Origin of the sequence: Pseudomonas sp. B14-6 (assembly GCF_013260315.1) — a bacterium.
Classification (GTDB): Bacteria; Pseudomonadota; Gammaproteobacteria; order Pseudomonadales; family Pseudomonadaceae; genus Aquipseudomonas; species Aquipseudomonas mandelii.
Map to the genome: position 1 here is coordinate 4,676,781 of NZ_CP053929.1, position 13,956 is coordinate 4,690,736.

A 13,956-nucleotide genomic window follows, 5' to 3' on the forward strand; every position below is an offset into this window, starting at 1 on the left:
CTTAGGCGTTTTTGCGGATGACTTGGCCGTCGCGGCACATCAGGCACGCGGCGACGATGTCGTCTTCGAGGTTGATCTCGAACTGGCCTTCTTTGTTGAAGACCAGCTTCAGGAAGTCCAGCAGGTTGCGTGCGTACAGGGCCGAAGCGTCTGCCGCGACCGCGCCCGCCAGATTGGTCGGGCCGCAAATGGTCACGCCATTCTCGACCACGACCTGGTCGGCCACGGTGAGCGGGCAGTTGCCGCCCTGGGCTGCGGCGAGGTCGATGACCACCGAGCCTGGCTTCATCTGCGCCACGGTTTCCGCGCTCAACAGCGTCGGCGCCTTGCGGCCCGGGATCAGTGCGGTGGTGATGACGATGTCAGCCTGCTTGGCGCGTTCGTGCACGGCCAGGGCCTGACGCTGCATCCAGCTGGCGGGCATTGGCCGGGCGTAACCGCCGACACCGACAGCGCATTCGCGCTCTTCATCGGTTTCATACGGTACGTCGACGAACTTGGCGCCGAGGGATTCGATCTGCTCTTTAACTGCAGGGCGCACGTCGGACGCTTCGATCACTGCCCCCAGGCGTTTCGCCGTGGCGATCGCCTGCAAACCTGCAACGCCGGCGCCCAGAATCAGCACGCGCGCCGCTTTCACGGTGCCCGCAGCCGTCATCAGCATCGGCATGAAGCGCGGGTAGTGGTGAGCGGCCAGCAACACGGCTTTATAGCCGGCGATGTTCGCTTGGGAGGACAGCACATCCAGGCTTTGAGCGCGGGAGGTGCGCGGAGCCGCTTCCAGCGCGAACGCGGTAATGCCGCACTCGGCCAGCTTGGCAATGGTTTCATTGCTGAACGGGTTGAGCATGCCGACCACAACGGTGCCGCTTTTAATCAGCGTCAGCTCGCTGTCGCTGGGGGCGACCACCTTGAGAATCAGCTCGGCACCAAACGCGTCGTTGGCGCTGCCAATGGTTGCGCCTGCCGCTTCATAAGCACTGTCGACAACGCTGGCGTTAATGCCGGCGCCGCTTTGCACAGTGACCTTATGACCTTGGCCGATCAGCTTCTTGATGGTTTCCGGGGTTGCAGCAACCCGCGTTTCACCCGTCTGGGTTTCGAGAGGAACACCAATGTGCACGTCAAATCTCCTGCGTGATCTTATTGAGTAAACCCAGGCACTTCGGATGGTGCGGCTGGGGCGGCCGATCAGCACGATCCCGCCAAATCTGGGCGGGGCGCGGCATTTTGCAGGCGAACTTTGTGCCCTTCAAGGGATTATGACGGGTGACGGAAAATTAACTACAAGTCACCCCGTGACCGAATGTCGCAACCGACCTCCTCAATCCCTTGCAGGCCGTGCCTTGTAAGGATTTTGGCCGAATTTCAAGAATTTACACATCGGCACGGTGAATGAGGCGTCATTGCTGGTGAATGGAGGCTCAAAGCCACGTCGGCAGGCACTTGTGGGACGTTTGTACTGCTTGTCGGTACAGTCTGCGAATATGCGACAAAAACGTATATCTGTAGGGCTTTGGTTTTGTTGACTACGGGGTCAGCTAACGCCGGTAGGCCTTTACCCTTCTAGGCTGTAGCTTTGTGCTTGGGTGACCAGCCAATCGCGAAATGCCCGTAGAGACGCCGATTCGACCTTTCGCTCCGGAATCATCAGATAATAGGCCTTGATGCTCGACAGCGCCTGAGTGTTGGCTATCACCAGGCGCTTCTCCGTCAGTTCGCGTTGAATCAGGAATGGCGGAATCAGCGCGATCCCCATGTCGTGCATCGCCGCTTGGGCAAGCATGGAGAATAGCTCGTAGCGCGGTCCTGTCATGTCCCGTGGCACATTCAGGTGCTGAGAGTTGAACCACTGGCGCCAGGCATAAGGGCGCGTGGTCTGTTGCAGCAGGGGCATTTCGGCGATTTCATCGGGTGTCAGATTGGCTTTTTTGCCCAGTAGCGTAGGGCTGCACACAGGCATCGGATTTTCGCCCATTAGCCTGTGGGATTCGGTACCCGACCAATCCGCATCACCAAAGTAAATCGCGGCATCGAAGTCGGTATCGGCGAACAGGAAGGGGCGTGTGCGGTTGGTGAGGTTGACCGTCACTTCCGGGTGTTTGTGCTGGAAGTCTTTGAGCCGTGGCAGCAGCCATTGGGTGCCAAAAGTCGGTACGACGGCCAGCTCGATCACATTGGCGCCTTGTTGCCCCATCACGGACAAGGTGTCCCGCTCGACCGCGTCAAGCTGGGTTGCTACGCGGCGGCTGTAGGAAAGTCCGGCTTCCGTCAGCTTCACTCCGCGCCGCGAGCGTCGGAAAAGTTCTACGCTGAGGAACTCCTCGAGGCTGGCGATCTGTCGGCAAATGGCGCCTTGAGTGAGCGAAAGCTCCTGCGCCGCTTTGGTAAAGCTCTCGTGGCGCGCTGCCGCTTCAAAGCTGATCAGGGCGGTGGTGCTAGGGATTTTCCGGCGCATGTACTCCAACCTCACTAATACATCGCATAAAGGCTATTTCGCGAAGTTACGGAGTGAGAAATTAGCACAACAGTATGCAAAATCCTCGTTTGCCGTAATGCCGGACCAGGCCTAGGATCAGTCCACGTTATTTGACCCGATTCGAGAGGACACACTCATGGGCGGTAAAGCTAGCTTCAACTGGATCGATCCCCTGCTGCTGGATCAACAGCTCACCGAAGAAGAGCGCATGATCCGCGACACTGCTGAGCAATTCGCTCAGCAGAAGCTCGCACCGCGCGTGCTTGAAGCTTTCCGTCATGAAAAGACCGATCCGGCGATCTTCCGCGAGATGGGCGAAGTGGGCCTGTTGGGTGCGACCATTCCCGAGCAGTACGGCGGCAGCGGTCTGAACTACGTCAGCTACGGGCTGATTGCTCGTGAAGTTGAGCGTGTCGACTCCGGCTACCGCTCGATGATGAGTGTGCAGTCCTCGCTGGTCATGGTGCCGATCAATGAGTTCGGCACTGAAGCCCAAAAGCAGAAGTACCTGCCGAAACTGGCCTCGGGCGAGTGGATTGGCTGCTTCGGTCTGACAGAGCCTAACCATGGTTCCGACCCGGGTGCGATGATTACTCGTGCACGCAAAGTGGAAGGCGGCTACAGCCTGACCGGCAGCAAGATGTGGATCACCAACAGTCCGATTGCCGATGTGTTCGTGGTTTGGGGTAAGGATGATGCGGGCGACATCCGTGGCTTTGTTCTGGAAAAAGGCTGGAAAGGCCTGAGTGCTCCGGCGATCCATGGCAAGGTTGGCTTGCGTGCATCAATCACCGGCGAGATCGTCATGGACAACGTGTTTGTTCCTGAAGAGAACATTTTTCCTGACGTCCGCGGTTTGAAAGGCCCTTTTACTTGCCTCAACTCCGCGCGCTACGGCATTTCCTGGGGCGCTTTGGGCGCTGCCGAGTTCTGCTGGCACACCGCTCGCCAGTACACCCTGGATCGTCAGCAGTTCGGTCGCCCGTTGGCCGCCACTCAGCTGATCCAGAAGAAGCTTGCCGACATGCAGACCGAGATCACCCTGGCACTGCAAGGCTGCCTGCGTCTGGGTCGTATGAAGGATGAAGGCACGGCGGCAGTCGAGATCACCTCGATGATGAAGCGCAACTCCTGCGGCAAGTCCCTGGACATCGCGCGTATGGCGCGTGACATGTTGGGCGGTAACGGCATTTCCGATGAATTCGGTGTTGCTCGCCACCTGGTCAACCTGGAAGTGGTGAATACCTATGAAGGTACGCACGACGTCCACGCACTGATCCTCGGTCGCGCGCAAACCGGCATCCAGGCGTTCTATTAATAGGAGAACGTCCATGGGCGCGCTTTCGCATCTACGGGTACTGGATTTATCGCGGGTGCTGGCCGGGCCTTGGGCCGGGCAGATCCTTGCCGACCTTGGCGCCGAAGTGATTAAGGTTGAGCGTCCGGGCAATGGCGACGATACGCGTGCCTGGGGACCGCCCTTCCTGAAAGACGCCTATGGCGAGAACACCAGCGAGGCCGCCTATTACTTGTCGGCCAATCGCAACAAGCAATCGGTGACCATCGATTTCACGCGTCCAGAAGGGCAAAAGCTGGTGCGTGAGCTGGCAGCCAAGTCGGACATCCTGATCGAGAACTTCAAGGTCGGTGGCCTGGCGGCTTATGGGTTGGACTATGAGTCGCTTAAAGCCATCAATCCGAATCTGATTTATTGCTCGATTACCGGGTTTGGTCAAACCGGGCCTTACGCCAAGCGCGCGGGTTATGACTTCATGATCCAGGGTCTGGGCGGGCTGATGAGCCTGACCGGTCGACCTGAGGGAGATGAGGGCGCAGGGCCGGTGAAAGTCGGTGTGGCGCTGACAGACATCCTGACGGGGCTCTATTCGACGGTAGCGATCCTTGCCGCGTTGGCCCATAGGGAACATGACGGTGGTGGTCAGCATATCGATATGGCGTTGCTGGATGTTCAGGTTGCGTGCCTGGCCAACCAGGCGATGAACTATCTGACTACGGGTAATGCGCCCAAGCGCCTGGGTAATGCACATCCGAACATCGTGCCCTATCAGGATTTTCCTACGGCGGATGGAGACTTCATTCTCACTGTGGGTAATGACGGGCAGTTCCGCAAGTTTGCGGAGGTGGCTGGGCAGCCTCAGTGGGCGGATGACCCACGCTTCGCGACCAACAAGCTGCGGGTGGCGAATCGCGCGGTGTTGATCCCGCTGATCCGTCAGGCGACTGTCTTCAAGACCACCGCTGAGTGGGTGTTACAGCTGGAGCAGGCGGGTGTGCCATGCGGACCTATTAATGACTTGGCTCAGATGTTTGCTGATCCTCAGGTCAAGGCGCGTGGTTTGGCGATCGAGCTACCCCATGTGCTAGCAGGCATGGTGCCGCAGGTGGCGAGCCCCATTCGCCTGTCGGAAACGCCGGTGGAGTATCGTAATGCGCCTCCGTTATTGGGCGAGCACACGCTGGAGGTTCTGCAGCGGGTGTTGGGTCTGGATGCAGAAACGGTCGCCGCTTTCAAAGTGGCGGGGGTCCTCTGAAGATTCCTTCTATATAGAGGAGGTGGTTTTGCTCTCCTATATAGAAGGAAGCGGTCTGTTTTCCGGCTTTCTGCAAGTTATTGATAGAAAAGCCAAATCAGGGGTTGACGGCAGATTCTGGAAGTCTATAATTCGCCCCACTTCCGGCGCAGTCGAAACGGAAAACTCCTTGGTAAACAAAGAGTTACGCAGTTTTCGACAGCGAGTTGCTTCAGGTCATCGAAGCCCAGAAGGAGTTGATCAAGCGGGGTTGTTTGGCTTGATTGACGGTTCGATCTTCTCGGTCGAAAGCGGAGAAAAAGAGGTGTTGACAGCAGCGAGTAACGCTGTAGAATTCGCCTCCCGCTAACGAGAGATCGGAAGCGCAAGTGGTTGAAGTTGCAAAGGAAACTTTGAAAACTTCTGAAAATAACCGCTTGACAGCAACAGAGGCTGCTGTAGAATGCGCGCCTCGGTTGAGACGAAAGATCTTAACCAACCGCTCTTTAACAACTGAATCAAGCAATTCGTGTGGGTGCTTGTGGAGTCAGACTGATAGTCAACAAGATTATCAGCATCACAAGTTACTCCGCGAGAAATCAAAGATGTAACCAACGATTGCTGAGCCAAGTTTAGGGTTTCTTAAAAACCCAAAGATGTTTGAACTGAAGAGTTTGATCATGGCTCAGATTGAACGCTGGCGGCAGGCCTAACACATGCAAGTCGAGCGGCAGCACGGGTACTTGTACCTGGTGGCGAGCGGCGGACGGGTGAGTAATGCCTAGGAATCTGCCTGGTAGTGGGGGATAACGCTCGGAAACGGACGCTAATACCGCATACGTCCTACGGGAGAAAGCAGGGGACCTTCGGGCCTTGCGCTATCAGATGAGCCTAGGTCGGATTAGCTAGTTGGTGAGGTAATGGCTCACCAAGGCGACGATCCGTAACTGGTCTGAGAGGATGATCAGTCACACTGGAACTGAGACACGGTCCAGACTCCTACGGGAGGCAGCAGTGGGGAATATTGGACAATGGGCGAAAGCCTGATCCAGCCATGCCGCGTGTGTGAAGAAGGTCTTCGGATTGTAAAGCACTTTAAGTTGGGAGGAAGGGCAGTTACCTAATACGTATCTGTTTTGACGTTACCGACAGAATAAGCACCGGCTAACTCTGTGCCAGCAGCCGCGGTAATACAGAGGGTGCAAGCGTTAATCGGAATTACTGGGCGTAAAGCGCGCGTAGGTGGTTTGTTAAGTTGGATGTGAAATCCCCGGGCTCAACCTGGGAACTGCATTCAAAACTGACAAGCTAGAGTATGGTAGAGGGTGGTGGAATTTCCTGTGTAGCGGTGAAATGCGTAGATATAGGAAGGAACACCAGTGGCGAAGGCGACCACCTGGACTGATACTGACACTGAGGTGCGAAAGCGTGGGGAGCAAACAGGATTAGATACCCTGGTAGTCCACGCCGTAAACGATGTCAACTAGCCGTTGGGAGCCTTGAGCTCTTAGTGGCGCAGCTAACGCATTAAGTTGACCGCCTGGGGAGTACGGCCGCAAGGTTAAAACTCAAATGAATTGACGGGGGCCCGCACAAGCGGTGGAGCATGTGGTTTAATTCGAAGCAACGCGAAGAACCTTACCAGGCCTTGACATCCAATGAACTTTCCAGAGATGGATTGGTGCCTTCGGGAACATTGAGACAGGTGCTGCATGGCTGTCGTCAGCTCGTGTCGTGAGATGTTGGGTTAAGTCCCGTAACGAGCGCAACCCTTGTCCTTAGTTACCAGCACGTAATGGTGGGCACTCTAAGGAGACTGCCGGTGACAAACCGGAGGAAGGTGGGGATGACGTCAAGTCATCATGGCCCTTACGGCCTGGGCTACACACGTGCTACAATGGTCGGTACAGAGGGTTGCCAAGCCGCGAGGTGGAGCTAATCCCAGAAAACCGATCGTAGTCCGGATCGCAGTCTGCAACTCGACTGCGTGAAGTCGGAATCGCTAGTAATCGCGAATCAGAATGTCGCGGTGAATACGTTCCCGGGCCTTGTACACACCGCCCGTCACACCATGGGAGTGGGTTGCACCAGAAGTAGCTAGTCTAACCTTCGGGAGGACGGTTACCACGGTGTGATTCATGACTGGGGTGAAGTCGTAACAAGGTAGCCGTAGGGGAACCTGCGGCTGGATCACCTCCTTAATCGACGACATCAGCTGCTCCATAAGTTCCCACACGAATTGCTTGATTCATTGAAGAAGACGATAGAAGCAGCTTTAAGCTCCAAGCTGATAGCTCCAAGCTAACAGTTGCGCGCTCGAAATTGGGTCTGTAGCTCAGTTGGTTAGAGCGCACCCCTGATAAGGGTGAGGTCGGCAGTTCGAATCTGCCCAGACCCACCAATTTTGTTATGGGGCCATAGCTCAGCTGGGAGAGCGCCTGCCTTGCACGCAGGAGGTCAACGGTTCGATCCCGTTTGGCTCCACCATATAACTGCTTCTGCTGTTAGAGTTTAGAAATGAATATTCCGGTGTGAATATTGATTTCTAGTCTTTGATTAGATCGTTCTTTAAAAATTTGGGTATGTGATAGAAAGATAGACTGAACGTTACTTTCACTGGTAGCGGATCAGGCTAAGGTAAAATTTGTGAGTTACTCTTAATTGAGTATTATCGAATTTTCGGCGAATGTCGTCTTCACAGTATAACCAGATTGCTTGGGGTTATATGGTCAAGTGAAGAAGCGCATACGGTGGATGCCTTGGCAGTCAGAGGCGATGAAAGACGTGGTAGCCTGCGAAAAGCTTCGGGGAGTCGGCAAACAGACTTTGATCCGGAGATGTCTGAATGGGGGAACCCAGCCATCATAAGATGGTTATCTTAAGCTGAATACATAGGCTTAAGAGGCGAACCAGGGGAACTGAAACATCTAAGTACCCTGAGGAAAAGAAATCAACCGAGATTCCCTTAGTAGTGGCGAGCGAACGGGGACTAGCCCTTAAGTGGCTTTGAGATTAGCGGAACGCTCTGGAAAGTGCGGCCATAGTGGGTGATAGCCCTGTACGCGAAAATCTCTTAGTCATGAAATCGAGTAGGACGGAGCACGAGAAACTTTGTCTGAATATGGGGGACCATCCTCCAAGGCTAAATACTACTGACTGACCGATAGTGAACTAGTACCGTGAGGGAAAGGCGAAAAGAACCCCGGAGAGGGGAGTGAAATAGATCCTGAAACCGTATGCGTACAAGCAGTGGGAGCCCACTTTGTTGGGTGACTGCGTACCTTTTGTATAATGGGTCAGCGACTTATTTTCAGTGGCGAGCTTAACCGAATAGGGGAGGCGTAGCGAAAGCGAGTCTTAATAGGGCGTCTAGTCGCTGGGAATAGACCCGAAACCGGGCGATCTATCCATGGGCAGGTTGAAGGTTGGGTAACACTAACTGGAGGACCGAACCGACTACCGTTGAAAAGTTAGCGGATGACCTGTGGATCGGAGTGAAAGGCTAATCAAGCTCGGAGATAGCTGGTTCTCCTCGAAAGCTATTTAGGTAGCGCCTCATGTATCACTGTAGGGGGTAGAGCACTGTTTCGGCTAGGGGGTCATCCCGACTTACCAAACCGATGCAAACTCCGAATACCTACAAGTGCCGAGCATGGGAGACACACGGCGGGTGCTAACGTCCGTCGTGAAAAGGGAAACAACCCAGACCGTCAGCTAAGGTCCCAAAGTTATGGTTAAGTGGGAAACGATGTGGGAAGGCTTAGACAGCTAGGAGGTTGGCTTAGAAGCAGCCACCCTTTAAAGAAAGCGTAATAGCTCACTAGTCGAGTCGGCCTGCGCGGAAGATGTAACGGGGCTCAAACCATACACCGAAGCTACGGGTATCACTTAGGTGATGCGGTAGAGGAGCGTTCTGTAAGCCTGTGAAGGTGAGTTGAGAAGCTTGCTGGAGGTATCAGAAGTGCGAATGCTGACATGAGTAACGACAATGGGTGTGAAAAACACCCACGCCGAAAGACCAAGGTTTCCTGCGCAACGTTAATCGACGCAGGGTTAGTCGGTCCCTAAGGCGAGGCTGAAAAGCGTAGTCGATGGAAAACAGGTTAATATTCCTGTACTTCTGGTTATTGCGATGGAGGGACGGAGAAGGCTAGGCCAGCTTGGCGTTGGTTGTCCAAGTTTAAGGTGGTAGGCTGGAATCTTAGGTAAATCCGGGATTCTAAGGCCGAGAGCTGATGACGAGTGTTCTTTTAGAACACGAAGTGGTTGATGCCATGCTTCCAAGAAAAGCTTCTAAGCTTCAGGTAACCAGGAACCGTACCCCAAACCGACACAGGTGGTTGGGTAGAGAATACCAAGGCGCTTGAGAGAACTCGGGTGAAGGAACTAGGCAAAATGGCACCGTAACTTCGGGAGAAGGTGCGCCGGTGAGGGTGAAGCATTTACTGCGTAAGCCCATGCCGGTCGAAGATACCAGGCCGCTGCGACTGTTTATTAAAAACACAGCACTCTGCAAACACGAAAGTGGACGTATAGGGTGTGACGCCTGCCCGGTGCCGGAAGGTTAATTGATGGGGTTAGCTAACGCGAAGCTCTTGATCGAAGCCCCGGTAAACGGCGGCCGTAACTATAACGGTCCTAAGGTAGCGAAATTCCTTGTCGGGTAAGTTCCGACCTGCACGAATGGCGTAACGATGGCGGCGCTGTCTCCACCCGAGACTCAGTGAAATTGAAATCGCTGTGAAGATGCAGTGTATCCGCGGCTAGACGGAAAGACCCCGTGAACCTTTACTATAGCTTTGCACTGGACTTTGAATTTGCTTGTGTAGGATAGGTGGGAGGCTTTGAAGCGTGGACGCCAGTTCGCGTGGAGCCAACCTTGAAATACCACCCTGGCAACTTTGAGGTTCTAACTCAGGTCCGTTATCCGGATCGAGGACAGTGTATGGTGGGTAGTTTGACTGGGGCGGTCTCCTCCTAAAGAGTAACGGAGGAGTACGAAGGTGCGCTCAGACCGGTCGGAAATCGGTCGTAGAGTATAAAGGCAAAAGCGCGCTTGACTGCGAGACAGACACGTCGAGCAGGTACGAAAGTAGGTCTTAGTGATCCGGTGGTTCTGTATGGAAGGGCCATCGCTCAACGGATAAAAGGTACTCCGGGGATAACAGGCTGATACCGCCCAAGAGTTCATATCGACGGCGGTGTTTGGCACCTCGATGTCGGCTCATCACATCCTGGGGCTGAAGCCGGTCCCAAGGGTATGGCTGTTCGCCATTTAAAGTGGTACGCGAGCTGGGTTTAGAACGTCGTGAGACAGTTCGGTCCCTATCTGCCGTGGACGTTTGAGATTTGAGAGGGGCTGCTCCTAGTACGAGAGGACCGGAGTGGACGAACCTCTGGTGTTCCGGTTGTCACGCCAGTGGCATTGCCGGGTAGCTATGTTCGGAATAGATAACCGCTGAAAGCATCTAAGCGGGAAACTAGCCTCAAGATGAGATCTCACTGGGACCTTGAGTCCCCTGAAGGGCCGTCGAAGACTACGACGTTGATAGGTTGGGTGTGTAAGCGCTGTGAGGCGTTGAGCTAACCAATACTAATTGCCCGTGAGGCTTGACCATATAACACCCAAGCAATTTGCTGACCTGAAAGGGCACCAGATTGCGGTGTGTGAAGACGAAACGAACCGAAAGTTCGATTGTTCACAAACACCGAGATCTATCACATACCCATTCGCTGGAGCGTGTGCCGTAAGGCAAACGACCTGGCTACCGAATTTCTTGACGACCATAGAGCATTGGAACCACCTGATCCCATCCCGAACTCAGCAGTGAAACGATGCATCGCCGATGGTAGTGTGGGGTTTCCCCATGTGAGAGTAGGTCATCGTCAAGATTAAATTCCGAAACCCCTATCTGCGTATGCAGGTAGGGGTTTTGTTTTAGTAGAAGTCACCAATTTTGCTGGCACGTTACGACTGTAACGGGCTGGTCACAGAATTTCTTGACGACCATAGAGCATTGGAACCACCTGATCCCATCCCGAACTCAGCAGTGAAACGATGCATCGCCGATGGTAGTGTGGGGTTTCCCCATGTGAGAGTAGGTCATCGTCAAGATTGAATTCCGAAACCCCTGTCTGCTAACGCAGACAGGGGTTTTGTCGTTTTGGCTCCTAAAAACGTCAGGTCATTATCCCCCGCGAGTCATGCCACTTCTGCGCCACACACTTGGCCAGTGTTGATGTCCAATAAGCGCATCGAGCTCCAACGGCTCTAGAACGCCGTTCGGCGGGAATGTCAGTCATTTCATACAAACCCCTAAGATTTCTCCGACTAGTGCCGAAAGACTAGTGAGACATGCGTGCACCAAAGTAGCGCGACCGAAGAATGCCGCCTGCGCTGTTACATGGAATGTTGCACCTGGAACGCATCCCCACTTTTTGCATAAGAAGTCCCATGAAATGAATCTCAAATTCAGCCATAAAATCCTTCTGGCCGCCTCTGGCGTCGTGGTGCTGGCTTTTGCGTTGTTCACTTTGTACAACGACTATCTGCAGCGAAACACGATCCGGCAAAACCTCGAGTCCTCCGTCCAGCAAGCTGGCGATCTGACCGCCAGCAGCGTGCAGAACTGGATGAGCGGCCGTGTGCTGGTGCTGGAAAACCTCGCCCAGAATGTCGCTCATCAAGGCGCCAATGCGGACCTTCCCGGACTGGTTGATCAACCGGCCTTCACCTCGAACTTCCAGTTCACCTACGTCGGCCAGGCCAACGGCGTGTTCACCCAACGCCCTGACGCGAAGATGCCGGACGGTTACGATCCGCGTCAGCGTCCCTGGTACAAACAAGCCGTGGCTGCCGATAAGACCATGCTGACGCCGCCGTACATGGCCGCCGTCGGTGGGTTGGTGGTGACCATCGCCATGCCGGTGAAAAAGAACGGTGAATTGCTCGGCGTGGTCGGCGGTGATCTGAGCCTGGAGACCCTGGTAAAGATCATCAACTCGGTGGACTTCGGTGGCATCGGCCACGCGTTCCTGGTCAGTGCCGACGGTCAGGTGATCGTCAGCCCGGACAAAGACCAGGTGATGAAAAACCTGAAGGACATTTATCCAAACTCTGGCGTGCGCATCGACAAGGGCAATCAGGACGTCACCCTGAACAAGCAGGACCGCATCCTCTCGTTCACCCCGGTGAGCGGTTTGCCGAATGCCGAGTGGTACATCGGTCTGTCGATCGACAAGGACAAGGCCTACGCACCACTGAGTCAATTCCGCACTTCGGCGTTGATTGCAATGTTCATCGCCGTCAGTGTGATTGCCGTGCTGTTGAGCCTGCTGATCAACGTGCTGATGCGTCCGCTGACCACCATGGGCCGCGCGATGCAGGACATCGCCCAGGGCGAGGGCGACCTGACCCGTCGTCTGGCCGTGGAAAGCAAAGATGAGTTCGGCGAGTTGGGTGGTTCGTTCAACCAGTTCGTGGAGCGGATTCACGCATCGATTTCCGAAGTGTCCTCGGCGACCCGCCAGGTCCACGATTTGTCGCAGCGCGTAATGGCATCGTCCAACGCTTCGATCGTCGGCTCCGATGAGCAAAGCGCGCGCACCAACAGCGTGGCTGCCGCCATCAACCAATTGGGTGCCGCCACCCAGGAAATCGCCCGCAATGCTGCCGATGCTTCGCAGCATGCGAGCGGTGCAAGCGAGCAGGCGGATGATGGTCGTCAGGTAGTAGAGAAAACCATCCTGGCCATGACCGAGTTGTCGCAGAAAATCAGCCTGTCCTGCACCCAGATCGAAACCCTGAATGCGAGTACTGACAACATCGGGCACATTCTGGATGTGATCAAAGGCATCTCCCAGCAGACCAACTTGCTGGCGCTCAACGCCGCCATCGAAGCGGCGCGTGCCGGTGAAGCCGGTCGTGGTTTTGCGGTCGTGGCGGACGAAGTGCGCAACCTGGCGCATCGCACACAGGAGTCGGCGGAAGAGATCCACAAGATGATCACCTCGCTGCAGATCGGTTCTCGCGAAGCAGTGACGACCATGAATGCCAGTCAGGTCTCCAGTGAAGAGAGTGTCGAAGTGGCGAATCAGGCGGGCCTGCGATTGGTCAGCGTGACGCAGCGCATCGGCGAAATCGACGGCATGAACCAGTCGGTGGCCGCGGCGACCGAAGAGCAGACGGCGGTGGTGGAAACCCTCAACGTCGACGTCAACCAGATCAACTTGTTGAACCAGCAGAGCGTGGCAAACCTCAATGAAACATTGAAGGATTGTGATGCGTTGTCGTTGCAGGCGAACCGGTTGAAGCAACTGGTCGATAGCTTCAAGATCTGATTCGGGTCAGTTCTACTGCGTTATCGTTCTTCGCGGGCAAGCCTCGCTCCTACAGGGCATGGAAAACCCTGTAGTAGCGAGGCTTGCCCGCGAAAGCGGTAGAAAAGTCACCGCTGGACCAAAGCTCTACGCAAATAGCTTCAACACATTATTCATCGCGTCATCCGCAAAGCCCTGCACAAAATCCTTGAACCCCGGCAACGCCTCAGCACCTCCCTGCGCCGGTTCGGCAATAATCGTCCAGGTCGCCCGTGACGTGTCCGCACCCAGCGGTTCAACACTCATCGCCGCCCACAAATTGGCCACGCCCAGCGTGTTGTAAATGGTCGTCCACGTGATGTTCAACGCCTGGTCATCCCGGGAATTGAGTTGCTCGACCACCAGGTTGCCGTCCTTGAAAAATTTCTTGCGCAGCGACGACACGCCTTCGCCCGTCATCTCGATGTGCGACAGCGCCGGAATGAACTGATCGAAGCCGGCAAAGTTGCCGACCACCGCCCAGACCCGCGCGGCATCCGCCGGCACCTCCACCGAGGACACGACATGGCAGCCTTGCGGGTTTTTGATCAGGGTATCGGGTTGCAGATTGTTCATGGTCTTGCTCCA

General features: G+C 55.2%; 7 protein-coding genes, 2 tRNA genes and 4 rRNA genes. 10 read left to right on the forward strand and 3 right to left on the reverse strand.

Translation table 11 applies throughout. The features are described 5' to 3' along the window. Position 1: 1 nt before the first annotated feature. The gene (locus tag HP062_RS21490) at positions 2-1,123 is read right to left on the reverse strand and encodes a Re/Si-specific NAD(P)(+) transhydrogenase subunit alpha (RefSeq protein ID WP_010465739.1); all 1,122 of its coding nucleotides are present in this window, start codon (positions 1,121-1,123) and stop codon (positions 2-4) included. Positions 1,124-1,558: 435 nt separating this feature from the next. Continuing rightward, the gene (locus HP062_RS21495) at positions 1,559-2,458 is read right to left on the reverse strand and encodes a LysR family transcriptional regulator (RefSeq protein ID WP_010465740.1); all 900 of its coding nucleotides are present in this window, start codon (positions 2,456-2,458) and stop codon (positions 1,559-1,561) included. A gap of 157 nt (positions 2,459-2,615) precedes the next feature. Between HP062_RS21495 and HP062_RS21500 the strand changes: the two genes are divergently transcribed. The 10 genes from HP062_RS21500 (at position 2,616) to HP062_RS21545 (ending at position 13,350) form a co-directional block, all read left to right on the forward strand. Beyond that, positions 2,616-3,797 (forward strand): acyl-CoA dehydrogenase, encoded by a 1,182-nt coding sequence (locus tag HP062_RS21500; RefSeq protein WP_010465741.1) that lies wholly within the window; start codon positions 2,616-2,618, stop codon positions 3,795-3,797. Between the two features lie 13 nt (positions 3,798-3,810). After that, on the forward strand, positions 3,811-5,031 hold the full coding sequence (locus HP062_RS21505) for a CaiB/BaiF CoA-transferase family protein (protein WP_010465742.1): 1,221 nt from the start codon (positions 3,811-3,813) through the stop codon (positions 5,029-5,031). A gap of 28 nt (positions 5,032-5,059) precedes the next feature. After that, the gene (locus HP062_RS21510; protein ID WP_172791989.1) at positions 5,060-5,380 is read left to right on the forward strand and encodes a hypothetical protein; all 321 of its coding nucleotides are present in this window, start codon (positions 5,060-5,062) and stop codon (positions 5,378-5,380) included. Between the two features lie 292 nt (positions 5,381-5,672). After that, positions 5,673-7,211 (forward strand): 16S ribosomal RNA (locus HP062_RS21515). A 123-nt stretch (positions 7,212-7,334) separates the two neighbouring features. Continuing rightward, positions 7,335-7,411 (forward strand) — tRNA-Ile (locus tag HP062_RS21520). A gap of 10 nt (positions 7,412-7,421) precedes the next feature. Continuing rightward, a tRNA-Ala gene (locus tag HP062_RS21525) sits at positions 7,422-7,497 on the forward strand. Between the two features lie 240 nt (positions 7,498-7,737). Then, positions 7,738-10,628, forward strand: a 23S ribosomal RNA gene (locus HP062_RS21530). A 158-nt stretch (positions 10,629-10,786) separates the two neighbouring features. Beyond that, positions 10,787-10,902 (forward strand): 5S ribosomal RNA (gene rrf, locus HP062_RS21535). Positions 10,903-11,009: 107 nt separating this feature from the next. Further along, positions 11,010-11,125, forward strand: a 5S ribosomal RNA gene (rrf, locus tag HP062_RS21540). Together the 16S, 23S and 5S rRNA genes with 2 tRNA genes alongside form the textbook arrangement of a ribosomal RNA operon. Before the next feature lie 344 nt (positions 11,126-11,469). Continuing rightward, on the forward strand, positions 11,470-13,350 hold the full coding sequence (locus HP062_RS21545; RefSeq protein WP_172791990.1) for a methyl-accepting chemotaxis protein: 1,881 nt from the start codon (positions 11,470-11,472) through the stop codon (positions 13,348-13,350). Between the two features lie 126 nt (positions 13,351-13,476). Here HP062_RS21545 and HP062_RS21550 read toward each other — a convergent pair whose 3' ends face one another. Then, complete coding sequence (locus HP062_RS21550; RefSeq protein ID WP_077750434.1) at positions 13,477-13,944, reverse strand: SRPBCC family protein; 468 nt, start codon at positions 13,942-13,944, stop codon at positions 13,477-13,479. Positions 13,945-13,956: the final 12 nt, after the last annotated feature.